Below are 23,780 nucleotides of genomic sequence, written 5' to 3' on the forward strand. Positions count from 1 at the left end.
CCGATAGGAAACTACTTGACGAAGTGGAAAGTAGTTTCTACGGTTGAGTCATCTCGACGGAAGGTGGACCGATGGACGAGATCTCCGATCCGGCCTGCATGACGCCCGAGGAGGCGCGCCGCACGTTGGCCGTCGCCGATGAGGCGGGGGTGGCCACTACTGCGGACCGGGACCGGTTGGAACGCGGCCTGATCCGGATCGCGATGGCGGTGGGCGCGCTGATCCTCGCGCTGCGGCTCACGATCGGGAACCCCCGTGCACCGGAATGGTTGCAGCAGGGCGGTTTCGGGCTGGCGATGGCGCTGTACGTCCTGGCGATCGTCGCCGCTGTGGTCACGATGCGCCGCGCCAAGGCCGCTCCGCGCGGTTTCACCAGCCGGTACTCGGTGGGCCTGTTCGGAACGATGTTCCTCTACGTGGTCTACGTGATCGTGCAGGCCGGCATGGACGCGGTTCCGTTCCCGTGGGTGATCGTGGCCGCCGTTCTCACCATGACGCCCGCGCTGCTCGCGGCGCGCTCGATCTCGAGATTGCCGCTGCGGTGACGGCGGAGGGGGCGCACGCCCGGCACCGGCTCGACGACGTGATCCACGCGCCCGTGCGGTTCTCCATCGTCGCGGCGTTGTCGAAGGTGGAGAGCGCCGAATTCGCCGCCGTGCGCGATGCGGTCGAGCTCTCGGATTCGGTGCTCTCCAAGCAGGCGGCGCAGCTGGAGGCGGCGGGCTACGTGAAGATCAGGAAGGGTTACGTGGGCAAGCGTCCGCGTACCTGGCTCTCGCTGACCTCGCAGGGCCGCACGGCCTTCCGGAACCACCTCGCCGCGCTCCGGGATATCGCCGCGGGGTGAGCCCTCAGAGCGGGGTGAGCCCTCAGAGTGTCGCGAGATGGGCATCGAGGGCGGAGGCGCCCGCGACGAGCGCCCGGCCGCGGGCGGTGATCGCGGCCTGCCAGCCGTCCAGGGTGTCGCGCAGCGGCTCCACGCCGCCGGCCTCGCGGACCCGGCGGGTGAGGGTGGCGATGTGCGCGAGCGGGTAACCGCCGCGCCGCAACTGCTGCGCCATCCGGGCGTCGCGCAGGTCGGCAGGGGAGTACACGCGGTAGCCGGTCGCGCGGTCGCGGTCCGGCGCCACGATCCCCTCCCGCTCCCAGGTCCGCAGTGTCGCGGGGACCACGCCGATCATGCGGGCCACGTCTCCCACGAAGAGGTCGCCGCCCGAGGACGCGCCGCCGGCGGACGGTGCGAGCCCGGCGAGCGCGGCGCGCACCTGCCGCAAGGTGGCGCGATCACCCGAGAGCTCCTCGTGCGCCTCGTCGAGCAGCGCGAAGGCGCCCTCGAGATCGGCCCGGTTCGCTGCGCGGAGGATGGCAGCCGCGCGGGCGTGACCGCACCCCGGGATGAGCGCCAGGAAGGCGGCGAGCGCGGTGGCGTGCGCGGCCGCGTAGACGCGGTACCCCGCGGGTGTCCGCGCCGCGGTCGGCAGGACGCCCTGGTCCTCGTAGTTGCGCACCGCCTGCGTCGAGAGCCCGTGCTGCCGGGCGAGGTCGACGGGGCGCTGGCCTTGTTGAGGGTTAGGGTGCACGTTACTGGTCTTTTTCGGTGAAAGTTTCAATGGAGAGTTCAACGATACCGTTGAGGGAATGATTCTCCAGAACGTCGACATCATCTCCGTCATCGCCGATCGTCCGCGCCGGCCCCGACTGCTCGCTCTGGGCGAGCCCATGCACGGGTCCGAGGAGATCCTGCGCGCCCGCAACGCCGTCGTCCGCGACCTGGTGCTGCGCGGCGGTTATCGATCGATCGCCGTGGAATCCGACTTCCACCGTGCACCGCTGGTGAACGACTACATCCACGGTGCCGACATCGACGTCGAGCACGTCCTCGACGAGGGGCTCAGCCATCCGTACGTCCATCGGCTGGAGGCCGTGGGCGAACTCGTGCGGTGGCTCCGGGAGGTGAATCGCACCCTGGAGGAGCCCGTGCGCTTCTACGGCTTCGACGGGCCGATGGAGATGGCCGCTGCGCCCAGCCCCAGGTACCCGCTCCTGCGGGTCCACGCCGCTCTCGAGGCGATCGCGCACGGCGTCCCCGGCAGTGCCGGGCGGATCGAGGAGCTCATCGGCGACGAGGCCCGCTGGACCGAGGAGGCCGCGATGTACCACGCGGAGCGGTCGATCGGCGGGTCCGCCGAGGTGATGCGCCTGCGCCTGCTCGCCGACGACCTGTGCGCCGCCGTCGCCGCGGCGTCGCCCCTGCTCGCCGCGGACCCCGACCGATGGTGGTGGCTGCGCGCGGACCTGCGGACGGCCGTGGGCATGCTCCGCTACCACGCGGCGATGGCCACGGAGGGACTCGAGCGGCTCAGTCGGCTGATCGCCCAGCGCGACGCGATGATGGGCGATCACCTGGTGGCCATCGCCGACCGCGAGGCGGTCCGGGGCGGCACCGTCGTCCTGGCCCACAACCGCCACCTGCAGCGGGAGGCGAGCACGATGACGATGGGGCCGCACGAACTGTCGTGGTTCGGAGGGGGAGTGCAGGCGCAGGTGCGGCTCGGCGACGACTACCGCTTCATCGCGATGGGCGTCGGTACCGCGCCCGGACACGGTCTCGCGGTGCCGGAGCCGGGCACCGTCGAGGGGGAGCTGTACCGGGCGCAGCAGCCGAACGCCCAGCTCTACCGCGGCGCGGACCTGGCGGAGCGGCTCGCCGGATGCGCCACCCGGCTCGATCGCGATGCGCGCGGTGCGTATTTCCCGCTGGACGCCGCGCACCTGGCGGACGCCGACGGCGTGCTGTTCCTGCGGGAGGTTCGGGCATGATGGCCCCATGGTGATCCTGCTGTACGCCCTCGGCCTGCTGGCGGTGGGCGCCGTGCTGTTCGGTGTGGCCGCGCTGGTCTTCGGCCGCGGCGAGGAGACGCCGCCGCTGGAGACCGATGCGACGCCCACGGTGCTGCCCGCCGAGGACGTCGCGGGCGCGGACATCCGCGCCCTGCGATTCCAGCAGGTGGTACGGGGGTACAAGCCCCAGGAGGTCGATTGGGCGCTGGAGCGTCTGGCACGCGAGATCGATGTGCTGCGCGCACAACTGGCGGCCGAACGGGCCCCGGAGGTCACCGACGAGGAGGCCGCGGGGAGCACCGGCTAGGTGTGCAATACCTGCGTCCTGGACGATCGCCGCAGCGCACAAGCTAGAATGTACTGCGGACTCGCACCGGGTTAGCCCGGTCGGGTGAAGTATCTGAAGGGAGCAACGGATGGCGGCGATGAAGCCACGTACGGGGGACGGCCCCTTGGAGGCGACCAAGGAGGGACGCGGGATCGTAATGCGCGTACCTCTGGAGGGCGGGGGACGTCTGGTGGTGGAGCTCACCGCGGAGGAGGCCGCGGCTCTGGGCGAGGAGCTGCGCGGCGTCACTTCCTGACGCCGGCCGATCCATACGAAGCCGAAAAACTCTCCGGAAGATCCCGCGCGGGCGTACCGCGTGGGATCTTCTCGTTTCTCCCACCGGGGGTGATCCGTGGTCGACCTTCCGCCCGGCCTGACGGCCGTGCTGCCCGCACTGGCCTGCCCGCATTGCGGTCTCGGCCTCGACGCCGACGGCGGCACGCTGGTGTGCCCGCGCGGGCACACCTTCGACGTGGCCCGGCAGGGCTACGTGGCACTGCTGGGAGGCGGTGCGGCCAATCTCATCGCCGATGATGCGGACATGATCGCCGCCCGCGAACGGTTCTTCGCCACGGGGCACTACCGGCCTTTCCACGACGCCGTCGCCGCGGCCACCGCCGACCTGCCGGCCGAACTCGGTCCGATCCTCGACTGCGGGGCCGGCGAAGGTGAGTACCTCGCCCGCGCCGTGGACACGCGCGGCGGCACCGGAATCGGCCTCGATCTGTCCAAACCCGCAGCGCGCCGCACGGCGCGCCGCGGACCGTCGATCGGCTCCGTGGTCGCGAACGGCTGGGACCGGCTGCCCGTGGCCGACGGTGCCGTGGGCGCCGTCCTCTCGGTCTTCGCGCCGCGCAACGTCTCCGAGTTCGCGCGAGTGCTCGCACCGGGCGGCCGGTTCGTGGTGCTCACGCCCACGGCGCGACACCTCCGCGAGCTGGTGGGGCCGCTGGGCATGATCTCCGTGGAGGAGGGCAAGGTCGCGCGGCTCGACGGTGCGCTGCACGAGCGGTTCGATCTGGAGTCCCGCGCCAAGCACGAGTGGGTCATGGAACTGGACGCCGATGCCGCGGCGGATCTCGTGGCGATGGGGCCCAGTGCGCATCACGGTTCCGCGGCCGAGCGCGCCGCGGCCCTCGCGGCCCTCACGGCCGACGGTCCGGCCGAGGTCACCGCCTCGGGGACGGTGAGCGTCTACCGGCTGCGCTGAGACTCAGCGGGTCAGGCAGCAGTGCCGGTAGACGTCCAGCGTCTGCGCGGCGATCGATTCCCAGCTGAATTCGGCGATGGCCCGCTGCCGGCCGGCGGCGCCGAAGGCCGCGGCCCGGTCCGGCGCGGCGGCGAGGGCATTGACCGCGGCGGCGAGATCGGCCTCGAAGGCCGCGGTATCCGCCTCGTCGTAGTGCACCAGCGTGCCGGTCACGCCGTCGGCCACCACCTCCGGGATGCCGCCCACATCGGAGGCGACCACGGCGGTACCGCAGGCCATCGCCTCCAGGTTCACGATCCCGAGCGGCTCGTAGACCGAGGGGCACACGAAGACCGTGGCGGCGGAGAGGATCTCGCGCACCTGAGGGGTGGGCAGCATGTCCTGGATCCAGAAGACACCATCGCGCGAGTCGGCGAGTTCGGCCACCGCCGCAGCGGTCTCGGCGGCGATCTCGGGGGTGTCCGGTGCACCGGCGCAGAGCACCAGCTGCACCTCCGGGGCGAAGCCGTGCGCGGCGGCGACCAGGTGCCGTACGCCCTTCTGCCGGGTGATCCGGCCGACGAAGGCGACGATCGGCCGGTCCGGGTCCACGCCCCGCGCCGTGAGCGGTGATCCTTCGCCGAACGCCGGCACCGGGTGCCAGACCTCGGTGTCGATCCCGTTGCGCACCACGTGCACCCGGTCGGCGTCGAGCCGCGGGTACGCGTCGAGGACGTCGTCGGCCATGCCGCGGCTCACGGCGATCACGGCGTCGGCGTATTCGATCGCATTGCGCTCGGCCCAACTCGACAGGCGATAGCCGCCGCCCAACTGCTCGGCCTTCCACGGCCGCCGCGGCTCCAGCGAATGGGCCGTGAGCACGTGCGGCACCCCGTAGAGCTGCGCCGCGAGGTGTCCGGCGAGGCCGGTGTACCAGGTGTGGCTGTGCACCACGTCCGCACCCTGCGCGCGGTCCACCATGCGCAGATCGGTCGAGAACATCTGCAGCGCCGTGTTCGCGCCGGCGAGTGCGGGGTCCGGGTCCGAGACGGTCACGTCGTTCATCTCCGGGCGGGGCGCCCCCATGCAGTGCACGTCCACGGTGCACAGTTCGCGCAACCGGGCGACCAGCTCCGTGACGTGAACGCCCGCTCCGCCGTACACCTCCGGCGGATACTCCCTGGTCATCATCGCAACGCGCATGCGCCCACGGTAGAGGGTGCGGTGCGCGCGTGCAGCGGGTTCGTCGCACGCCCGGCCCGCTGTTCGCCTGGGCGTCGGCCTCCGGTCGTCTGCGGTTCGTCGTGTCCGCGTGGTGCTCGTCTCGAACGGCGCGGAACCCTGCACGGGGCCGCCCTGAGGCGATAGCGTGGCACCCGTGAGCAGACAGCCGCGTGTCCTCGGGATCGTCCTCGCCGGCGGTGAGGGAAAGCGCCTCTATCCGCTGACCGCGGACCGGGCGAAGCCGGCGGTGCCCTTCGGGGGCTCGTACCGGCTGATCGACTTCGTGCTGTCGAATCTGGTGAACGCCGGATATCAGCGCCTGTGCGTTCTCACCCAGTACAAATCGCATTCGCTCGACCGGCACATCAGCCAGACCTGGCGCATGTTCGGTTTCCGCGGCGAGTACATCACCCCGGTTCCGGCCCAGCAGCGCATGGGCAAGCGCTGGTTCACCGGCAGCGCGGACGCGATCTACCAGTCGATGAATCTGATCACCGACGACGATCCGGATTACATCGTGGTCTTCGGTGCTGACCACGTGTACCGGATGGATCCGTCGCAGATGGTGCAGGCGCACATCGAATCCGGGGCCGGCGTCACCGTGGCCGGGATCCGGGTGCCGCGCGCGGAGGCGAAGGCCTTCGGCTGCATCGAGGCCGACGATTCGGGCCGGATCACCCAGTTCCTGGAGAAGCCGGCCGATCCGCCCGGTACGCCGGACGATCCGGACGTGACCTTCGCGTCGATGGGCAACTACGTCTTCAGCCGCCAGGCCCTCGTGGACGCGATCATCGCGGACGCGGAGAACGCCGATTCGGATCACGATATGGGCGGCGACATCATCCCCGCCTTCGTCGCCGCGGGCGAGGCCGCGGTGTACGACTTCAGCGACAACAAGGTTCCCGGCGCCACGGAGCGCGATGCGGGCTACTGGCGCGACGTGGGCACGATCGACGCCTTCTACGACGCGCACATGGACCTGGTCTCGGTGTACCCGATCTTCAACCTCTACAACCGGCAGTGGCCGATCCGCTGCGAGAACGACAACCTGCCGCCCGCCAAGTTCGCGCGCGGCGGCCTGGCACAGGAGTCCATGGTGGGGGCGGGCAGCATCATCTCCGGTGCCACGGTGCGCAATTCGGTGATCGGTGCGAACGTCACGATCGGCGACGGTGCCACCGTCGAGGGATCGGTGCTCATGCCCGGCGTCCGGATCGAGCCGGGTGCCGTGGTGCGCAAGGCGATCCTGGACAAGAACGTGGTGGTGGGCCGCGGGGAGATCCTCGGGGTGAACCTCGACCGCGAACGCGAGCGCTTCGACGTCTCGGCCGGTGGTGTGGTCACCGTGGGCAAGGGCATCCGGATCGGTTGATCCCGCCGGGCGGCCGCCCGTCAGCGCAGCGCGCCGTCTCAGCGCAGCGCGTCGGCCGCGATGTCGATCAGCGGTGGGAGCCACTGATCGGCGCTGCGGCCGACCAGGCGGAGCACCAGCGGTGCGAAGCCCTCGCCCGCGGCGTACACGCCGAACTCCGCGGGGTCCACGGCGCGGACGAAGTCCGTATCGGCGGGGATCAGTGCGAACCGTCGTTTGCGCCCGAGCATCAACAGCATTCCCGACAGGTCCGAGTACGAGGGCGAGGCGTCGATCCGGATATCGGCCGCGCGCAGCGGCGCCCGGTCGGCATCCGAACGCAGGATCCAGTGCGCCGGCCCGCCGACCAGGGTGAAGCCCGCGAGGTTCGACGGTGTCAGGACCGTACCGGCCGGGAAGTGCTCGGCGGAGCAGATCACGGCGAGCGGCTCGGTACCGAGGATCGTCTCGGTGAGGTCGGGGTGCGTGGGCGGGACGCGGCTCAGTGCGAGATCGATCGCACCGTCGAGCAGGGCGCGGGCGGCCTCGCGAGAGGCGACCTGGCAGACCTCGATGTCGAAGCCGGGTGACGACAGGTCGAGCAGCGCGCCGATCCGGCGGCGATGGCCGGTGCCGAGCACATCCGGCACAGCGAACCGCAGGTGCCGGCGGCCCTGGTCGTCGCGGACGGTCGCGGGGATGCGGTCCATATCGGCCACGACGCGTTCGGCGAGGGGGAGCAGTCGTTCCCCGGCGGCGGTGAGGTGCGTGTGGTGGGTCGACCGGTCGAAGAGGGGGACACCCAGTTCGCCCTCGAGGGCCTTGATCCGCTGCGAGAGCGGCGGCACGGACATGTGCAGGGACTGCGCCGCGCGGGTGAAGTTCAGCTCGCGCGCGACGGCGAGGAAGTATCGCAGGTGCCTGACGTCCACCCTGCTTTTATCGCATCGATAACACCGGGTTCGCAACCTTGGTCATTCCGTGAGCACATCTAAGTAACTAGGCTGGGTGCAGACGGAAGGAAGAGGTGGATGCCATGGACGAGGCGCAGGTACGTGGACAGGTGGAGTTGGGCGGCGCGGCGACGGGGCCGCTCGCCGGAGTGACGATCGTGGATCTGTCGACCGTGGTCATGGGACCGATGGCGACGCAGATCCTGGGAGATATGGGTGCCGATGTGGTGCGCATCGAACCGCCCTTCGACACCGCCCGCACCGCGCCGGCCAACATCGGCCGGTCGCCCGGTATGGCGCCGCTGTATCTGCAGGTGAACCGGAACAAGCGCAGCGTGGCCCTGAACCTGAAGACGCGCGAGGGGCACCGGGACCTCCTCGACCTGCTGGACGACGCCGACGTGCTCGTGACGAACATGCGTCTCGGCGCACAGGAACGGCTCGGCATCGCCTACGAGCAGATCCGCGAGCGTTTCCCGCGCCTGATCTTCGCCCACGCCCAGGGCTTCAACGCGGCCTCGAAGGAGAGCGGGCGCCCCGCCTACGACGAGGTGGTCCAGGCCGTGTCCGGCCTCGTCGACCTGCAACGCCGGGCGGCCGGTTCGCTCCAGTTCGTCCCCACCTACATCGCCGACAAGACCGCCTCGCTGTACCTCCTGAGCGGGATCCTGGGCGCGCTGTACGAGCGGGAGCGCACCGGTGCGGGACAACGTGTCTCCCTCGCCATGGCGGACGCGATGATCGCCGTGAACACGGTGGAGCATCTGGCCGGCGAGGTCTTCGTCCCCGCGGAGGGCGACGTCGGCAATCCGCTGAGCCTGGCGCCGACCCACGCGGCGATGCGCACCGCCGACGGGGGCGCCATCGCCGCCGTCCCGTACACCAACGAGGCCGTCCGCGCACTGCTCGTCGCGGTGGGTGAGGACGAACTGGCCGCCGATCCGCGCTGGCAGGATCCGGTGATCGACCGACCCTTCTTCACCGCCGGTGTGCAGCGGGTGCTGGACACCTCCGATCGCCTCACCACGGCGCAGTGGGAGGCGTACCTCACCGAGAACGACATGCCGTACGGCCTCGTCGTCGACATCGCCGATCTGCCCGACGATCCGTACGTCCGCGAGATCGGCCTGATCACCGAGGTTGACCACCCGACCGAGGGGCGGATCCGTCTCGCCCGCAACCCGATCGAGTACTCACGCACACCCGTCAACATCCGTAGCCTGCCCGAGCGGGCGGGCGGCAGCACCGAGAGCGTCCTGGCGGCGGCCCGCCGGGCGGCAGGAAAGGGAGAGAACTGATGCCCGTCGTCACCATCATCGGAGCCGGGGTGATCGGCGTGTCCTGGGCGCGCCTGTTCGCCGATGCGGGCTGGGAGGTGCGCGTGAGCGATCCGCGGCCCGATCTCGTCGACGTGCTCGACGGCGTCGCGGCGACCGCCGTGCCCGACCTCGCCACCGCCCTCGACGGCGCCGACTACGTGCAGGAGGCCGGCCCCGAGCGCATCGACCTCAAGCGGGAGCTGTTCCGCACCGCGGCCGCGCACACGCGCGACGGTGTCGTGCTCGCCTCGTCCTCGTCGTCGCTGCTGCCCTCGGAATTCGCCGCCGGCAACCCCGCTGCCGACCGCATCGTGATCGGGCACCCGTTCAACCCGCCGGAGCTCATGCCGCTGGTCGAGGTGGTGCCGTCGCCGCAGACCTCCAGCGACACGGTGGAGCGTGCGATCGCGGTGTACCGCGAGCTCGGCAAGCTGCCGATCCGGCTCAACAAGGAGATCCCCGGCTTCGTCGGAAACCGTCTGCAGCGGGTGTTCAACCAGCAGGCCACCTATCTGGTCCAAGAGGGTGTGATCGATCCCGCCGAACTCGACGCGCTCGTGCGTGCCTCGCTCGGCCTGCGCTGGGCGACCATCGGGCCCTTCGAGTCCAACCATCTCGGCGGCGGCCCGGGCGGAATCCGGCACCTCGCCGCACACGTCGGATCGCAGATGACCTTCGACATCGGTGCCCCCGATCCCGCCCGCGCGGGCGAGGTGTACGACGCCGTCGAGGCCGCCTACGGCACGGGTGAGGACGCCTACGAACGGCTTTCGGAGCAGCGGGACCGGCGTACCCGCGCCATCCTCGGCGCCCTCGCCGAAGCCGACGGCTCCGAGAAGACACGCAACAACTGATACCGCGCGGCTCACGGCCGCCGGTCCTGCGTAAGGAGAACACCATGACAGCACTGCTCGCACTGCTGATCCAGGAGAACGCGATCGTCCGCATCGACGTGGAGTCCGGTGCCGTGGAGCACCTCACCCGCGACGCGGGCGACGCCCCGGACGGCATCGCCGTGGTGGGCGACACCGTGTGCTGGACCACGATGGGCGTGCCCACGGCGACGGCCGAAGCGGAGCCCGACTTCTCGGCCCGCAACGGCGGTGTCCGCTCCGTCCGGATGGACGGCTCCGAGGCCCGGTACGTGGTGTCGCAGGGCGACATCACCACCGGGAAGCAACTGATCGCCGACGGCGACCGCCTGTACTGGTCCGATCGCGAGGGTCGTCGGGTGTCCAGCTGCCGGTTCGACGGCACCGACCGGGTCGATCTGGTGATCAACCAGGAGCCGGGCATCGAGAACGAATGCGTCGGAGTCGCTGTGGATTCGGCGGGCGGGTGGCTGTACTGGACGCAGAAGGGTCCGGCGAAGGGTGGGCGCGGCCGCATCCTGCGCGCTCCCCTCGACGGGACGCCCGGGCAGCGCTCCGACGTCGAAACCCTCTGGGACGGGCTGCCGGAACCCATCGACCTCGAACTCGCCGATGGATACCTCTACTGGACCGACCGCGGCGCGGAACCCTCCGGCAACACCCTCAACCGTGCACCGATCCCGGCGCCCGGCACCGCCGGTGGGACTCCGGAGATCCTCGCCCGCGGTTTCCACGAGGCGATCGGCCTGGCCGTCGACACCGACGGCGGACTGGTCTACGTCTCCGATCTGGGCGGCCAGATCCGCGCCGTGCCGCTTCCCGGGCACGACGGTGCCGAGCGCACCATCGCCACGCTCGGCACGCCGGTCACCGGGATCGCGCTGCTCTGATCACCTGCTCGTACCGTTGCGAGCGTCAGCCGTCCGCCAGTCCCGGGCGGCGGGGCCAGTCCCAGTGAACGGTCTCGAGGTCCTGGTGGGCTTCGACAGCCGCGATGAGTTCCGGACTGCCGCTGACCTCGGTTCCCCACAGGTCGTAGTCGGTGTAGACGAACCACGACCTGCCGATGGGCCAGAAATTGGAGGGCGAGAATCCGCTGAAGGTTCGACCCCGAGGGTCTTCGACCACTCCGCCGGTGGCGGCGACCAGTTCCGGGATCTCGGACAGGCGGCAGCGCCACAGTCCGGATTCGGAGCCCTCGTTCAGCAGCGGTCCGCCGCCGAAGTAGGCGAAACACTCTGTGGTGCTTCCGTCGGGACTGACGGAGGCGATGGCGGCGAGGAGTCCGTCCAAGCTCTCGTGATCGAGGGATCCCTCGCACGGCGGTGCGATCGAGGGCGGAAATCCGAAGCCGCCGGGAAACCAGTGCGCGCACGGCGGGTATCTGCGACCCTCGCCGAAGCCGGCGCCGATGTAGTCGCTCCACCGTATGCGTTGCCACGCCTCCGGGCGTGACGTCATTCCCAGTTCGACACCGTTCACCAGTCCGGGGCTCACGCCACCGAACGAGATCGATGATCGTCGTTCCGCGCGATCGTCCTGCGTGGGCGAGGGGTTCGAGTACATCGCATTCAGTACCCAGGTGGCCGCATCCCACCCCGATCGGTAGTAGCCGCACCATCCGTTGTCGTCCTCCGCACCGAGCCAGGCGAGCTCGGCGGGATCGTCGACGCGGCGGGGCGGCACCGTCACCCTCGCGCGAGGGCGGCGCGCACCTGGTGGGCCACGGTGGTCCGCTCCGCGGACTCGGGCAGCGCATCGACGGGCCACCACTGCAGGTCGTTCGATTCCTCGCTGATCGCGAGGTCCGGAGTGCCCGCGCCCCGCGCGATGGCGCGGAACCGCAGATCGAGGTGCCGCGTCGGAACGCCGAGAGAGCACCGGATCGGGTGCGTGTGCAGGGTGAGCAGGTCGTCCTCGACCGCGATCTCGGCCAGGCCCGATTCTTCGAGGCCCTCCCGCAGTGCCGCGGCGGGGAGCGAGACGTCCGGCTCTTCGCAGTGGCCACCGAGCTGGAGCCACTCTCCGACCCGCGGGTGGTGCGTGAGCACCACGTGCGTGCGCGCCTCGTTGAGGATCACCACGGAGGCCGTGATGTGGCCGGGCACGTTCGCCCGGGCACAACCGTTCGGCTGCGCGTCCAGGAAGGCGAGCATGGTGTGCCGCAAGGCATCGTCGGCATCGGTGCGGGCGTCGAAACGAGCGAGCGCATCGACGGCCGAGGCGTGCAGCGAGGCGAACGACATCGGGTCTACCTTTCGATCAGCATGTCGCCGGGCGGAAGCGGCTCGCGCGGGGTCGCGGGCTCCGTCGGGTACCCGACGGCCACCGCTCCGGCGGGCCGGTAATCCTCCGGCAGGTCGAGGATCGCGCGCACGGTCTCAGCGGCGAAGATCGTGGAACCCACCCAGCAGCTGCCGATCCCGCGGACCGCGAGGGCGACGAGCAAGGACTGCACGGCGGCGCCGACGGCCACCGTGAACATCGTCTCCTCGGCCGCGGTGCGGCGAGCGTCCGGGTAATCGTGGGCGCCATCGGGAACCATGAAAGGCAGGATGAGTTCCGGTGCATCGTAGAGCAACTGGCCACGCTGCACGCGCTTCGCAACCGACTCCGCCGATCGGCCGTCGCCACTGAGATCCGCGGACCACGCGTCCTTCATCGCGTCCAGCAGCGCCACCCGCCGGGCACGATCGCGCACCCACACGAACCGCACCGGATGCGTGTGGTGCGGCGCGGGGGCGGTGAGCGCCTCGGCCACGGCGGCGCGCACCTCGTCCTCGGGCACGGGTTCCTCGGCGAAGGTGCGCACCGAGCGGCGCAGCAGTAGCGCCTGCCGTCGGGCGGCCTCCACTCCGGTGTGGAACAGATCGTCCTCACCCGGCCGCACCAGGCCACGGGCGTCCGCCAGCGGCGAACCGGGTGCGGGGGAGCGGGTCTCGAATCCCCGCACCACGGCCACCGGCACTCCGCCCAGCTTGCCCTTCACCAGATCGGCCGCCGCAGCGAGCTCATCGGCCACCGCGATCTCGGTGACCACCAGATCGTTGCCGTAGGAGTCCACGGCGCCGGCGTATCCGTGCAGCACCTCCATGCCGGCGGCGCCGATCGCGGCGTCCGTCTGCCCGGTGCGCCAGGCGCGCCCCATGGTGTCGGTCACCAGGACGGCCACGTCCACGCCGAGGCGTTCGCGCAGGCCGGACCGCACCGCGGCGGCGCTACCGTCGGGATCTTCGGGCAGCAGGGCGACGGTGTCGGAGGCCACGTTGGAGGCGTCCACCCCGGACGCCGCCTGCACCACGCCGAGTTTGTTCTCCGTGATCCACGTGCGGCCCTTCGTGGCCAGCACACGCACGGCCTCGTCGGCGATCAGGCGGCGCCGGAAGGCGTCCCGTTCCTCGGGGTCCGACGGCGCGGGCAGCACCCGGCCCTCGGCCTTGGAGAAGATCTTGGAGGTGATCACCACGACGTCACCGTCGGCGAGCCACGGTGCGGCGTCGGCGATCACCCGGGAGACGTCGTCGCCCAGCACCACCTCGCCGATCCCGAAGACGGGCAGGATCTCCAGCGATGCCGCGCCGTGGTCGCGTTCCGGGCGCGTCACAGGCCGACCAGTTCGAGTCCGGCGTTGATCATCGCCGAGGTCGCCTGCGGAGAGCTCATGAGCAGCGGTATCGCCGCCACCGGAAGGCCGTCGATCGCGACACCGGAATCCTCCTCCGCGACCAGCCACCCGTCCAGGATGCCGTTGCCGCTGCGGGCCCCGAAGTGCTCACCGATGGCCTGCGCGCTGGTCTCGATGCCCAGCACCTCCAGGCAGCGGTCGGCCATCCCGCGCAGCGGGGCGCCGCCGATCACGGGGGAGACACCCACGACCTTGGCCTTCGTGGTGCGCAGCGCCGCGCGGACGCCGCCCACGGACAGAATCGCGCCGATCGAGACGATCGGGTTCGACGGGGCGAGGAAGACCACATCGGCGTCCTCGATCGCGGCGACCGCAGCCTTGGTGGCCTGCGCCTTCCCGCCCGCCGGCGCACCGTCGCCTCCACCGACCTGAGCGAAGCCGAAGGTCTCGATGTTCGCGCGGTACCGGACCCACCACTCCTGGAAGTGGATGGCGCGCCGCGCACCGTCGTCGGAGTCCGGATCGGCGATCACCACATGGGTCTCGTGCCGCGAGTCGGTGACCGGCAGCAGCCGGACGCCGGGCTGCCACCGATTGCAGAGCGCGGCGGTCACCTCGGTGAGGGGATAGCCGGCCGCGAGCATCTGGGTGCGGATGAGATGGGTGGCCAGATCGCGGTCTCCCAGTCCGAACCAGTCGGGATCCGCGCCGTACTTGGCCAGCTCCTCCTTGGCGTTCCAGGTCTCGTTCTTGTGCCCCCAGCCGCGCTCGGTATCGATCCCGTCGCCGAGGGTGTACATGCAGGTATCGAGGTCGGGACAGATCCGGACACCGTGCATCCAGGCGTCGTCACCCACGTTCACCACCGCGGTGACGGAGTGCTCCGAGGTCCCGCCGTCGTCGTTTCCGGGAAACGGGGTGGTCCCGAACCGTTCGCGCGCACCCTGGAGGAATCGCGCCCCGCCGACACCGCCCACCAGCACCGTCACCTTCACCGCACCGAGGGTAGCCCCCGCCTGCATGTGACGCGGATTACATCTCTACCTCGTGTCGAGGTCTCGTTTCCGGGTTCGCGGGTGGTATTAGCTAATTTCCGGGTTCAGCTTGACGTGGCGCTCTTGCGCGTGTGTAATCACAACAGTGTCATTCAGTGCTGCGGGATCATCAGCGGCGGACACGAGAAGAACCGAAACATCAACGAACACCACGAAAGCAACGAGGGAGGCGGGCCGATGACGATCGACGCTCATCGTGAACCGTTCGGAAGCTTCTCCGGTGGGTCCGGCCGCGCGCATCTTTCTCTGGTGCCCACGGGTTTCGAGGAACTCTACGAGGCGATCGAGGATCAGTGGCAGGACCGCGCCCTGTGCGCGCAGACCGATCCCGAGGCCTTCTTCCCCGAGAAGGGCGGCTCGACCCGCGAGGCCAAGCGCATCTGCCTGGGCTGCGAGGTGCGTAACGAATGCCTCGAGTACGCCCTCGCGAAGGACGAGCGCTTCGGTATCTGGGGCGGCCTCTCCGAGCGCGAACGCCGCAAGCTCAAGCGCGGCATCATCTGACGTAACCCGTTCGGCCGGCCCGCTACATCGAGTCGGGGCCGGCGAGCAGGGTCTCTTCCGTGACCCCGAGGTAATCGCTGATCTGGTGCACCAGGATCGCGAGGATCTCCTCGAGCAGATCAGAATCAGTCTTCGCCCGCCGTTGCAATGGCCGGCGGAACAGGATCAAGCGCGCACGAGTGTGATTGCCGCGCCGATCGATCCCCGCCGGAACCAGCCGCGCGAGCGGAATCGGCCCATCGGCCTCCACCTCATCGGGCCACGACACCGAGTCCGGATCCTTCGGCAGGATGCCCGGCACATCGTCGACCGCGATATCGAGATCCGCCAGCCGGTCGTGCCAGAGACCATCGATCTCCGCATAGGCGTCGAGAACGATCTCATCGAAGTCCTGCGCCTTGGTGCGGTAGGCGGGAAGGCCGCGCGGGACCAACGGCGCCCGCAGTCCGTGATCGCGGCGATCCCTCGCGACGCGCTGCCGCAATCGTGCGCGCCGGTCCACCCGTGCTCTCATTCTCGGCTCAGTGTAGGCCCGGACCGCCGGTCGCGACGGCCGGCCGCCGTCCCGCGGTGTGTCGGGGCGCGCCGGTACCGGGCCAGGCGCTAATCTTCTTGACGTGAACTCCGTCCGTCAGTGCTGCCGTCCCGGCTGCAGGAACCTCGCCGTGGCGACGCTGACGTTCGACTACCGGCAGTCGATCGCGGTGCTGGGCCCGCTGGGGACCACCAGCGAGCCGCACGCCTGGGACCTCTGTGACTTCCACGCCGGCCGGATGACCGCGCCCCGTGGATGGGAGATGCTGCGCAACCTCCCTGCGTACAGCGTCGCCTCCGTCGGCGGTGCCGCGCTCGACGACGATCTCACCGCCCTGGCCGACACCGTCCGCGAGGGTGCGCCGCGCCCCGTCGGCGACGGTCCCGCCGGCGACACGCCCGTACGGTCCCTGCCGCCGATCGGGGCCATGCGCCCGGTGCACGACGGCCTCGGCGGACCCCAGGTCACGCCGTCCGTGCAGGGCTCCGCCGGTGCGCCGAAGCACGCCGCGCGTCCCGGTCGTCGGGGCCATCTGCGGGTGCTGCCCGATCCCGTCGACTAGGCCCGTCCGGCGGATCGCCGCTCGCGGCCGGGGGAACCGATAGGGTGAAGCGTTCGCGCTGGCGCCGCCGTGGTGCCCGCGCGCGATCTATGAGGAGGATCGAGGGCGTGGTGCGACCGCTGGAGTCGGTACAGGCTGTGATCAAGGCGTACGACGTGCGCGGACTGGTCGGCGAGCAGATCGACGAGGACTTCGTCCGAGACGTGGGGGCGGCGTTCGGAGCCCTGATGCGGGGCGAGGGCGCCACCGACATCGTGGTGGGGCACGATATGCGCGATTCGTCGCCGTCGCTGTCCGCCGCGTTCGCCGAGGGCGCCGTCGCCCAGGGCGTGAACGCCACGCTCATCGGCCTGGCCTCCACCGACGAGCTGTACTTCGCCTCCGGCCTGCTGGACTGCCCCGGCGCGATGTTCACCGCCTCGCACAATCCCGCCGCCTACAACGGCATCAAGCTGTGCCGCGCCGGCGCCAAGCCCGTGGGCCAGGATTCCGGCCTGCGGGAGATCACCGAGCAGGTGGCCGAGGGCGTTCCGGACTACGACGGTGCGGCCGGCCGGATCAGCGAGCGCGATGTGCTCGAGGAGTACGGCCAGTACCTGCGCACGCTGGTCGATCTCTCCGGCTCGCGGCCGCTGCGCGTCGCGGTCGACGCCGGCAACGGCATGGGCGGGTTCACCGTGCCGTCGGTGCTCGGCCCCGTCGAAGCCCTGGACGTGCGCCCCTTGTTCTTCGAGCTCGACGGCACCTTCCCCAACCACGAGGCCAATCCGCTGGACCCGAAGAACCTCGTGGACCTGCAGAAGTTCGTGGTGGAACAGGGCGCCGATATCGGCCTGGCCTTCGACGGCGACGCCGACCGCTGCTTCGTGGTGGACGAGAAGGGTGAGCCCGTCTCGCCGTCCGCGGTGACCGCTCTGGTCGCGGAGCGCGAACTCGCGAAGAACCCCGGCGCCACCGTGATTCACAACCTGATCACCAGCAAGGCCGTGCCCGAGATCATCGCCGAGAACGGCGGCACCGCGGTGCGCACCCGCGTGGGGCACTCGTTCATCAAGGCGCAGATGGCCGAGACCGGCGCCGTCTTCGGCGGTGAGCACTCCGCGCACTACTACTTCCGCGAGTTCTGGGGCGCCGACTCCGGCATGCTGGCCGCCATGCACGTGCTGGCCGCGCTCGGCGAGCAGCCCGCGCCGCTCTCGGAGTTGATGGGCGTCTACGACCGATACGCCGCCTCCGGCGAGATCAATTCGACCGTGGCCGATCAGGGCGAGCGCACCCGTGCCGTTCTGGACGCCTTCGGCGACGAGATCGAGAGCACGGATGAACTGGACGGCGTGACGGTACAGTTGGATTCGGGTGCCTGGTTCAACCTTCGCGCGTCCAACACCGAGCCGCTGCTGCGGCTCAACGTGGAGGCCGCAACGCCCGACGAGGTGCGGGCGCTGACCGAGCGCATCCTGGCGATTGTGCGCGCTTGATCGGAGGGAACCGCGTGTTGACTCCGAACGGGCGAGGACGGAGGAGACCGTGACCGAGGTGGCCGATCTCGATGACCCCGCTGGACTGATCGCCGCCGACGTCGGCGGGCACCTGCGGTCGGCGGCACTCGCCGGGGCCCAGGTGCGAGCGGTCGCGTCGCTCGTCGACGACGGTGCTCTCGCCCCGCTCGACGGACTCGCCCCCCGCGCCGTCGTGGTCGTGTGCGGCGCCGGTCCGGCTGCCGCTGCTGCCGGCTTCGTCGAAGCCCTCACCGCAGGCAAGCTCGACGTCCCCCTGGTCCGGTCCACCGAGCTGCCGCCCTGGGTGGGCGCGCTCGACGTGGTGGTCGTCTGCGGATTCGACGCCGGCGATCTGGTCCTCGCGCGGGCCGTGGCCGTCGCCGCCCGTCGCGGTGCCACCGTGGTCGTCGCCGTGCCCATGGAGGGCCCGGTCGCGGAGGCGGCCGCCGGACGGGCGATCGACCTCGCACCGCGCCTGCGCGTCCCCGAACGCTTCGGATTCGTCGGCGTGGCAGCGGCGCTGCTGGCCGTGATCGGCCGCCTCAGCGGTACCGACCGCGACGCGGAGCCCGGGCACGGATACCTGTTCACATTGGCCGATGCGCTCGACGAGGAGGCCCTGCGCGGGCATCCCGACCGCGGGCTCGAGACCAACCCCGCCAAACAGCTGGCGGCCCGCCTCGCCGGCCGTCGCGTGGCCCTCACCGCGGACACGGCCTCCGGGCTGGCCATCGCCGAACACGCCGCGTCGCAGGCGCTCACGCTCGGCGGACAGGTGGTCGCGGCCGTCGGTCTCGCCGACGTCGAGTTGGCCACGCCGGAGTTGGCCGCGGCACCGTCGGGCGGCGCACTCGGCGCGAGCGCGGCCGACCCGCTGTTCCACGACCCGTTCCTGGACGGTCCGGCGGCCCAGGTACCGCTGCGCGTCATGGTCCTGACGGTGCGCGATCGCGCGTCGCAGGTGGGGGCGCGGATGCGTGCCCTGCCCGATATGGAACTGCTGGCGATCGACGAGGACGCGTCGGACGACGGTGAGCGGTCGCCGCGCGTGGACGCGACGGACCTCCTTTCGCTGGCAGTACGGTTCGATCTCGCGTCGGTGTACCGGCGCCTGACCGGGGAGGCGTGATGCAGCGGATCGAGGGTGTGATCCGTCCGTACGCGTGGGGTTCGCGCACGGTCTTGGCGGCGATGCAGGGGCGGCCCGTACCGTCCAACCATCCCGAGGCCGAACTGTGGTTCGGCGCGCATCCGGCCGACCCCGCGCGGCTGGCCGATGGCAGCGATCTGCTCGGCGTGATCTCCGCGGACCCCGAGTCCGAGCTCGGAGGAGCCTGCCGTGCCGAGTTCGGCGACACCCTGCCCTATCTGGTGAAGGTGCTGGCCGCCGACGAGCCGCTGTCCCTGCAGGCCCACCCCTCGCAGGAGCAGGCGCAGGACGGGTTCGCACGGGAGAACGCCGCGGGTATCCCGCTCGACGATCCGGAACGCAACTACCGCGATCCCTTCCACAAGCCCGAGGTCGTGGTGGCGCTCAGCCGATTCGAGGCGCTGGCGGGCTTCCGCGATCCCGCCGCCACGATGGAACTGCTGCGCGCCCTCGCGGTCCCGGAACTGGACACGTACCTGGGACTGCTCTCGGGCCAACCCGATTCGCAGGGCCTGCGCGCGCTGGTGACCACCTGGATCACCCTGCCTCAGCCGGCGCTCGCGACGCTGGTCCCGGCCGTGCTCGACGGCTGCGTGCGGTACCTCGAATCGGGGGCGGAGCGCTTCCGCGGAGAGGCCAAGCTGGCGCTCACGCTGGGGGAGCGGTACCCGGACGATGCGGGTGTGCTGGCCTCGTTGCTGCTGAACCGGGTGGTGCTGCAACCGGGCGAGGCGCTGTACCTCGCGGCGGGAAACCTGCACGCCTACATCAGCGGTGCCGCCGTGGAGGTGATGGCGAACTCCGACAACGTGCTCCGCGGCGGGCTCACGCCGAAGCACGTGGACGTCCCCGAACTTCTGCGCGTGCTGGACTTCGCGCCGTGCGATCCGTCGGAGCTCGCGCCCGGTACGTCGACGGTGGGAACAGAAGTCGTCTTCGGTACGCCCGCACCGGAATTCCGGTTGTCGCGGGTCCGGCTGGACGGCACCGCCCTCAAGCGTGCGGCCTCGGTGGAGCTGGACGCACGCGGCCCGCAGCTGCTGGTGGTGACCGCGGGAACGGTCACCGTGCGCAGTGCGGGCCGGTCGATCGACATCCCGGCCGGAAGTGGCCTGTGGATGGCGGCATCGGATCCCGGGGTCGTGGTGACGGCCCACTCACCGGCGGCGGAATTCTTCCGCACCCTGGTGGGCGGGCACTAGCCCCGGGGGAAGATCAGTAGCCGGGCAGGTTCTCGTAGAAGGCCTCCGGGATGTCGAAGGTCTGCATCGTCGAGACCGCCTCGGGAGCGGGAAGCGCGGCGGTGAGCACGGCGAGCGGCTTGCCGTCGCGGGTCAGCAACACGTCGTCGCCGCCCTCAACGATGTTGAGCAGCTGCGCAACGGTCTGGTCGGTGGTGTGCGCGAATGTCTTGGTCATAAGCCCGACGGTAAGTGTTACTTGTCGGTACGCCAACGACTTTCGAGTACCCGTGGGTAACACTCGCCGGTAACTTGTGTGGGTAACTTCGCGGTTACACCTGCCGTCGAGCGGGCGAAATGCCGCGAGATGGTGCGCACGTGGTGTTTGATTTAGGTCTTACGTCCGGGAATCGGAGAGTGGAGAACCCATGTCTAACCCGCTGCTGCGCACCAAATCGGTGGAGCAGTCCATCGCCGACACCGAGGTGGTCGGCACCCGCCTCAAGAAACAGCTGACCGCCTGGGATCTGACGATCTTCGGTGTCGCCGTCGTGGTCGGCGCGGGTATCTTCACGATCGGCGCATCGACGGCCGGTGACTTCTCCGGTCCCGCGGTCTCGATTTCGTTCCTCATCGCCGCGGTCGCCTGCGGGCTCGCGGCCCTCTGCTACGCGGAGTTCGCCTCGACGGTGCCGGTGGCCGGTTCGGCGTACACCTTCTCCTATGCGACCTTCGGCGAGTTCGTGGCGTGGATCATCGGCTGGGACCTGGTGCTGGAGTTCTCCATCGCCGCGGCCGCGGTCGCCAGCGGCTGGTCGAGCTACCTGGGCACGGTTTTCGGCACCGGCCCGGCGGCGGTCCAGATCGGCGGGCAGACGATCGACTGGGGCGCCATGCTCATCGTCGGGGTGCTGACGGTGCTGCTGACCTTCGGGGCGAAGGTCTCCTCCCGGGTGTCGGCCGTGATCACGGCGATCAAGGTCGCCGTGGTGCTGCTCGTCATCGTGGTGGGTGCCTTCTACATCAAGGGGTCGAATTACTCGCCCTTCGTCCCCGAGTCGGTGCCGGGCAAGACTGCCGGTGTCACCATGGATTCCACGCTGTTCCAGGCGATCTTCGGTAGCGGCTCGTCGTACGGCTGGTTCGGCGTGCTCGCCGGCGCCGGCATCGTCTTCTTCGCCTTCATCGGCTTCGACATCGTCGCGACCTCCGCTGAGGAGACCGTGAAGCCGCAGCGCGACGTGCCGCGCGGCATCCTCGGGTCGCTCGCGATCGTCACCGTGCTGTACATCGCCGTCACCGTGGTCGTCACCGGTATGGCCAGCTACAAGGACCTCGCCACCACCGCCGGCGACGGCGGCGAGAAGAACCTGGCCTACGCCTTCTCGCTCAACGGCGTGGACTGGGCGGCGACGATCATCTCCATCGGCGCGCTCGCCGGCCTCACCACCGTGGTCATGGTGCTGCTCATGGGCCAGAACCGCGTGCTCTTCGCCATGGCGCGGGACGGACTGCTGCCCCGCCAGCTGGCCAAGACCTCCGACCGCGGCGTCCCGGTGCGGATCTCGGTCGGCGTCGGTGTGGTGGTCGCGCTCCTGGCCGGGATCTTCCCGCTCAAGGAGCTGACCATGCTGATCAACATCGGCACGCTGTTCGCCTTCGTGCTGGTGTCCGTCGGTGTGATCGTGCTGCGCAAGCAGCGCCCCGACCTCCAGCGCGGCTTCCGCGCGCCGTTCGTGCCCCTGGTGCCGATCCTCTCGGTGATCGCCTGCGGCTGGTTGATGTTCAACCTGTCGCTCGAGACCTGGGTCCGATTCCTCATCTGGATGGTGCTCGGCGTGCTCGTCTACTTCATCTACTCGAAGAACCATTCCGTTCTGGGCCGCCGCGAACGCGGCGAGGTCATCGAGTCGTTGGCGGACTGATCCTCGACGAGACGCGGCCGGTGCTCCCTGAGCACCGGCCGCGTTCTCGTCGGTCGAGCCGTGGTGGTGCCTGTGGACGCCAGGACGCGGGGATTTCGCGACGCAACCGAAACGGGGCGGCGACCAATGAACCCACAGGTGGCTATAGCCTGGAGCGCGTGACTACTGCGCTGACCGCCGATACGGCGAACGGAATCGATTTCAAGGTCGCCGACCTCTCGCTCGCGGAGAGCGGCCGCAAGCAGCTGCGTCTGGCCGAGCACGAGATGCCCGGCCTGATGGCTCTGCGCCGCGAGTACGCCGATGTGCAGCCGCTCAAGGGCGCGCGCATCTCGGGCTCGCTGCACATGACGGTGCAGACCGCCGTGCTGATCGAGACCCTGGTCTCGCTGGGTGCGGAGGTCCGCTGGGCCTCGTGCAACATCTTCTCCACCCAGGACGAGGCGGCCGCGGCCGTGGTCGTGGGCCCCAACGGCACCCCGGAGAAGCCCGAGGGCGTCCCGGTGTTCGCCTGGAAGGGCGAGACGCTGGAGGAGTACTGGTGGTGCGCCGAGCAGATGCTGACCTGGCCGGGTGAGCCCGCCAACATGATCCTCGACGACGGCGGCGACGCCACCATGCTGGTGCTGCGCGGCGCGCAGTTCGAGGCCGCCGGCATCGTCCCGCCCACCGACGAGGACGCCGACAGCCACGAGTACCAGGTGTTCCTGGCCCTGCTGCGCGAGTCGCTGGCCAAGGACGCCACCAAGTGGACCAAGGTGTCGGAGTCCGTCAAGGGCGTCACCGAGGAGACCACCACCGGCGTGCTGCGCCTTTACCAGTTCGCCGCTGCCGGTGAGCTGGCCTTCCCGGCGATCAACGTCAACGACTCGGTCACCAAGAGCAAGTTCGACAACAAGTACGGCACCCGGCACTCGCTGATCGACGGCATCAACCGCGGCACCGATGTGCTGATCGGCGGTAAGAAGGTGCTGATCTGCGGCTACGGCGACGTGGGCAAGGGCTGCGCCGAGTCGCTCGCGGGCCAGGGCGCGCGCGTGCAGGTCACCGAGGTCGACCCGATCAACGCGCTGCAGGCGCTGATGGACGGCTTCGACGTGGTCACCGTGGAGGACGCGATCGGCGACGCCGACATCGTGATCACCTCCACGGGCAACAAGGACATCATCCTGCTCGACCACATGAAGGCGATGAAGGACCAGGCGATCCTGGGCAACATCGGCCACTTCGACAACGAGATCGACATGGCCGGCCTGGAGCGCTCGGGCGCCACCCGCACCGTCATCAAGCCGCAGGTGGACCTGTGGACCTTCGGCGACAGCGGCAAGTCGATCATCGTGCTCTCCGAGGGCCGCCTGCTGAACCTGGGCAACGCCACCGGCCACCCGTCGTTCGTGATGAGCAACAGCTTCTCGAACCAGGTGATCGCTCAGGTCGAGCTGTGGACCAAGCCCGAGGAGTACGACAACGAGGTCTACCGCCTCCCCAAGCACCTCGACGAGAAGGTCGCCAAGATCCACGTCGAGGCCCTGGGCGGCAAGCTGACCAAGCTCACCAAGGACCAGGCGGAGTACATCGGCGTGGACGTCGAGGGCCCGTACAAGCCGGAGCACTACCGCTACTGATCAGCGCACCATCGCTGAACTGACGCACACCCGCCACTCTCC

General features: G+C 70.0%; 26 protein-coding genes. 17 read left to right on the plus strand and 9 right to left on the minus strand.

Going from position 1 to position 23,780, the window contains the following annotated elements:
* Positions 1 to 71: 71 nt before the first annotated feature.
* A complete protein-coding gene (locus ABD108_RS19495) occupies positions 72 to 545 on the plus strand; it encodes a hypothetical protein (RefSeq protein ID WP_343931138.1) in 474 nt (157 codons plus the stop codon).
* Positions 542 to 847 (plus strand): winged helix-turn-helix domain-containing protein, encoded by a 306-nt coding sequence (locus ABD108_RS19500; RefSeq protein ID WP_255585694.1) that lies wholly within the window; start codon positions 542 to 544, stop codon positions 845 to 847. The genes ABD108_RS19495 and ABD108_RS19500 overlap by 4 nt, the downstream gene beginning before the upstream one ends.
* Before the next feature lie 22 nt (positions 848 to 869).
* Here the strand turns inward: ABD108_RS19500 and ABD108_RS19505 are convergent, their stop codons facing one another.
* Positions 870 to 1,580 (minus strand): TioE family transcriptional regulator, encoded by a 711-nt coding sequence (locus ABD108_RS19505; protein WP_343931139.1) that lies wholly within the window; start codon positions 1,578 to 1,580, stop codon positions 870 to 872.
* Between the two features lie 58 nt (positions 1,581 to 1,638).
* Here ABD108_RS19505 and ABD108_RS19510 point away from each other — a divergent pair, with 58 nt between their 5' ends.
* The 4 genes from ABD108_RS19510 (at position 1,639) to ABD108_RS19525 (ending at position 4,379) form a co-directional block, all read left to right on the plus strand.
* A complete protein-coding gene (locus ABD108_RS19510) occupies positions 1,639 to 2,820 on the plus strand; it encodes an erythromycin esterase family protein (RefSeq protein ID WP_343931140.1) in 1,182 nt (393 codons plus the stop codon).
* A 7-nt stretch (positions 2,821 to 2,827) separates the two neighbouring features.
* Positions 2,828 to 3,148: a DivIVA domain-containing protein gene (locus ABD108_RS19515; RefSeq protein ID WP_343931141.1), complete on the plus strand. Its 321-nt coding sequence runs from the start codon at positions 2,828 to 2,830 to the stop codon at positions 3,146 to 3,148.
* Between the two features lie 109 nt (positions 3,149 to 3,257).
* The gene (locus ABD108_RS19520; RefSeq protein WP_220658292.1) at positions 3,258 to 3,425 is read left to right on the plus strand and encodes a DUF3117 domain-containing protein; all 168 of its coding nucleotides are present in this window, start codon (positions 3,258 to 3,260) and stop codon (positions 3,423 to 3,425) included.
* A gap of 96 nt (positions 3,426 to 3,521) precedes the next feature.
* Positions 3,522 to 4,379: a putative RNA methyltransferase gene (locus ABD108_RS19525; RefSeq protein WP_343931142.1), complete on the plus strand. Its 858-nt coding sequence runs from the start codon at positions 3,522 to 3,524 to the stop codon at positions 4,377 to 4,379.
* 3 nt (positions 4,380 to 4,382) lie between these two features.
* Here ABD108_RS19525 and glgA read toward each other — a convergent pair whose 3' ends face one another.
* Positions 4,383 to 5,561, minus strand: coding sequence for a glycogen synthase (gene glgA / locus ABD108_RS19530; protein WP_343931143.1), 1,179 nt, complete (start codon positions 5,559 to 5,561; stop codon positions 4,383 to 4,385).
* Between the two features lie 175 nt (positions 5,562 to 5,736).
* On the opposite strand from glgA, the gene glgC reads away from it, so the two are divergent.
* Complete coding sequence (gene glgC / locus ABD108_RS19535) at positions 5,737 to 6,954, plus strand: glucose-1-phosphate adenylyltransferase (protein ID WP_220658294.1); 1,218 nt, start codon at positions 5,737 to 5,739, stop codon at positions 6,952 to 6,954.
* Between the two features lie 38 nt (positions 6,955 to 6,992).
* On the opposite strand, the gene ABD108_RS19540 is transcribed toward glgC, so the two are convergent.
* Positions 6,993 to 7,865, minus strand: coding sequence for a LysR family transcriptional regulator (locus ABD108_RS19540; RefSeq protein ID WP_343931144.1), 873 nt, complete (start codon positions 7,863 to 7,865; stop codon positions 6,993 to 6,995).
* A 104-nt stretch (positions 7,866 to 7,969) separates the two neighbouring features.
* Here ABD108_RS19540 and ABD108_RS19545 point away from each other — a divergent pair, with 104 nt between their 5' ends.
* Genes ABD108_RS19545 through ABD108_RS19555 form a run of 3 tightly spaced genes read left to right on the plus strand, consistent with a single transcriptional unit; the run spans position 7,970 to position 10,967 of the window.
* Positions 7,970 to 9,184, plus strand: a complete 1,215-nt coding sequence (locus ABD108_RS19545) for a CaiB/BaiF CoA transferase family protein (RefSeq protein ID WP_343931145.1) — start codon at positions 7,970 to 7,972, stop codon at positions 9,182 to 9,184.
* Positions 9,184 to 10,059 carry a 3-hydroxyacyl-CoA dehydrogenase NAD-binding domain-containing protein gene (locus tag ABD108_RS19550; RefSeq protein ID WP_343931146.1) on the plus strand — a complete coding sequence of 292 codons (876 nt, stop codon included), beginning with the start codon at positions 9,184 to 9,186 and terminating at the stop codon, positions 10,057 to 10,059. The genes ABD108_RS19545 and ABD108_RS19550 overlap by 1 nt, the downstream gene beginning before the upstream one ends.
* Positions 10,060 to 10,103: 44 nt before the next feature.
* Positions 10,104 to 10,967: a hypothetical protein gene (locus tag ABD108_RS19555; RefSeq protein WP_343931147.1), complete on the plus strand. Its 864-nt coding sequence runs from the start codon at positions 10,104 to 10,106 to the stop codon at positions 10,965 to 10,967.
* 25 nt (positions 10,968 to 10,992) lie between these two features.
* Here ABD108_RS19555 and ABD108_RS19560 read toward each other — a convergent pair whose 3' ends face one another.
* The 4 genes from ABD108_RS19560 to cofD are packed head-to-tail and all read right to left on the minus strand — an operon-like array spanning position 10,993 to position 14,697.
* The gene (locus ABD108_RS19560; RefSeq protein WP_343931148.1) at positions 10,993 to 11,763 is read right to left on the minus strand and encodes a hypothetical protein; all 771 of its coding nucleotides are present in this window, start codon (positions 11,761 to 11,763) and stop codon (positions 10,993 to 10,995) included.
* 2 nt (positions 11,764 to 11,765) lie between these two features.
* Complete coding sequence (locus tag ABD108_RS19565; RefSeq protein WP_220658300.1) at positions 11,766 to 12,323, minus strand: NUDIX hydrolase; 558 nt, start codon at positions 12,321 to 12,323, stop codon at positions 11,766 to 11,768.
* Between the two features lie 5 nt (positions 12,324 to 12,328).
* Complete coding sequence (locus ABD108_RS19570; protein WP_343931149.1) at positions 12,329 to 13,681, minus strand: coenzyme F420-0:L-glutamate ligase; 1,353 nt, start codon at positions 13,679 to 13,681, stop codon at positions 12,329 to 12,331.
* Positions 13,678 to 14,697, minus strand: a complete 1,020-nt coding sequence (gene cofD, locus ABD108_RS19575; RefSeq protein WP_343931151.1) for a 2-phospho-L-lactate transferase — start codon at positions 14,695 to 14,697, stop codon at positions 13,678 to 13,680. The genes ABD108_RS19570 and cofD overlap by 4 nt, the downstream gene beginning before the upstream one ends.
* 237 nt (positions 14,698 to 14,934) lie before the next feature.
* Here cofD and ABD108_RS19580 point away from each other — a divergent pair, with 237 nt between their 5' ends.
* Complete coding sequence (locus ABD108_RS19580) at positions 14,935 to 15,261, plus strand: WhiB family transcriptional regulator (RefSeq protein ID WP_305112703.1); 327 nt, start codon at positions 14,935 to 14,937, stop codon at positions 15,259 to 15,261.
* A 22-nt stretch (positions 15,262 to 15,283) separates the two neighbouring features.
* Here the strand turns inward: ABD108_RS19580 and ABD108_RS19585 are convergent, their stop codons facing one another.
* Positions 15,284 to 15,775, minus strand: a complete 492-nt coding sequence (locus ABD108_RS19585) for a metallopeptidase family protein (protein ID WP_220658303.1) — start codon at positions 15,773 to 15,775, stop codon at positions 15,284 to 15,286.
* 103 nt (positions 15,776 to 15,878) lie between these two features.
* Between ABD108_RS19585 and ABD108_RS19590 the strand changes: the two genes are divergently transcribed.
* The 4 genes from ABD108_RS19590 to manA all read left to right on the plus strand — a co-directional run bounded on the left by ABD108_RS19590 (position 15,879) and on the right by manA (position 20,209).
* Positions 15,879 to 16,358: a DUF3499 domain-containing protein gene (locus ABD108_RS19590; protein WP_343931152.1), complete on the plus strand. Its 480-nt coding sequence runs from the start codon at positions 15,879 to 15,881 to the stop codon at positions 16,356 to 16,358.
* 107 nt (positions 16,359 to 16,465) lie between these two features.
* Positions 16,466 to 17,836, plus strand: coding sequence for a phosphomannomutase/phosphoglucomutase (locus ABD108_RS19595; RefSeq protein ID WP_343931153.1), 1,371 nt, complete (start codon positions 16,466 to 16,468; stop codon positions 17,834 to 17,836).
* 49 nt (positions 17,837 to 17,885) lie between these two features.
* Positions 17,886 to 18,986 (plus strand): tobH protein, encoded by a 1,101-nt coding sequence (locus tag ABD108_RS19600; protein WP_343931154.1) that lies wholly within the window; start codon positions 17,886 to 17,888, stop codon positions 18,984 to 18,986.
* Entirely contained in the window at positions 18,986 to 20,209 is a 1,224-nt protein-coding gene (gene manA / locus ABD108_RS19605; protein WP_343931155.1) for a mannose-6-phosphate isomerase, class I, read from the plus strand. The genes ABD108_RS19600 and manA overlap by 1 nt, the downstream gene beginning before the upstream one ends.
* Before the next feature lie 13 nt (positions 20,210 to 20,222).
* Here manA and ABD108_RS19610 read toward each other — a convergent pair whose 3' ends face one another.
* Positions 20,223 to 20,426, minus strand: a complete 204-nt coding sequence (locus ABD108_RS19610) for a hypothetical protein (RefSeq protein WP_220658308.1) — start codon at positions 20,424 to 20,426, stop codon at positions 20,223 to 20,225.
* 190 nt (positions 20,427 to 20,616) lie between these two features.
* Between ABD108_RS19610 and ABD108_RS19615 the strand changes: the two genes are divergently transcribed.
* Together ABD108_RS19615 and ahcY are read left to right on the plus strand one after the other, a co-directional pair.
* A complete protein-coding gene (locus ABD108_RS19615; RefSeq protein ID WP_305112700.1) occupies positions 20,617 to 22,113 on the plus strand; it encodes an amino acid permease in 1,497 nt (498 codons plus the stop codon).
* Positions 22,114 to 22,262: 149 nt separating this feature from the next.
* Complete coding sequence (gene ahcY / locus ABD108_RS19620) at positions 22,263 to 23,738, plus strand: adenosylhomocysteinase (RefSeq protein ID WP_343931207.1); 1,476 nt, start codon at positions 22,263 to 22,265, stop codon at positions 23,736 to 23,738.
* Positions 23,739 to 23,780: the final 42 nt, after the last annotated feature.

Origin of the sequence: Tsukamurella strandjordii (genome assembly GCF_039525985.1) — a bacterium.
GTDB classification, from domain to species: domain Bacteria; phylum Actinomycetota; class Actinomycetes; order Mycobacteriales; family Mycobacteriaceae; genus Tsukamurella; species Tsukamurella strandjordii.

Excerpts from the sequence above, each read along its gene's own strand:
- manA (WP_343931155.1), top strand. The coding sequence starts at position 18,986 with ATGCAGCGGATCGAGGGTGTGATCCGTCCGTACGCGTGGGGTTCGCGC.
- ABD108_RS19495 (WP_343931138.1), top strand. The coding sequence starts at position 72 with ATGGACGAGATCTCCGATCCGGCCTGCATGACGCCCGAGGAGGCGCGC.
- ABD108_RS19520 (WP_220658292.1), top strand. The coding sequence starts at position 3,258 with ATGGCGGCGATGAAGCCACGTACGGGGGACGGCCCCTTGGAGGCGACC.
- ABD108_RS19515 (WP_343931141.1), top strand. The coding sequence starts at position 2,828 with ATGGTGATCCTGCTGTACGCCCTCGGCCTGCTGGCGGTGGGCGCCGTG.
- ABD108_RS19585 (WP_220658303.1), bottom strand. The coding sequence starts at position 15,775 with ATGAGAGCACGGGTGGACCGGCGCGCACGATTGCGGCAGCGCGTCGCG.
- ABD108_RS19555 (WP_343931147.1), top strand. The coding sequence starts at position 10,104 with ATGACAGCACTGCTCGCACTGCTGATCCAGGAGAACGCGATCGTCCGC.
- ABD108_RS19580 (WP_305112703.1), top strand. The coding sequence starts at position 14,935 with ATGACGATCGACGCTCATCGTGAACCGTTCGGAAGCTTCTCCGGTGGG.
- glgA (WP_343931143.1), bottom strand. The coding sequence starts at position 5,561 with ATGCGCGTTGCGATGATGACCAGGGAGTATCCGCCGGAGGTGTACGGC.
- ABD108_RS19610 (WP_220658308.1), bottom strand. The coding sequence starts at position 20,426 with ATGACCAAGACATTCGCGCACACCACCGACCAGACCGTTGCGCAGCTG.
- ABD108_RS19510 (WP_343931140.1), top strand. The coding sequence starts at position 1,639 with ATGATTCTCCAGAACGTCGACATCATCTCCGTCATCGCCGATCGTCCG.
- ABD108_RS19615 (WP_305112700.1), top strand. The coding sequence starts at position 20,617 with ATGTCTAACCCGCTGCTGCGCACCAAATCGGTGGAGCAGTCCATCGCC.
- ABD108_RS19565 (WP_220658300.1), bottom strand. The coding sequence starts at position 12,323 with ATGTCGTTCGCCTCGCTGCACGCCTCGGCCGTCGATGCGCTCGCTCGT.
- ABD108_RS19545 (WP_343931145.1), top strand. The coding sequence starts at position 7,970 with ATGGACGAGGCGCAGGTACGTGGACAGGTGGAGTTGGGCGGCGCGGCG.
- ABD108_RS19550 (WP_343931146.1), top strand. The coding sequence starts at position 9,184 with ATGCCCGTCGTCACCATCATCGGAGCCGGGGTGATCGGCGTGTCCTGG.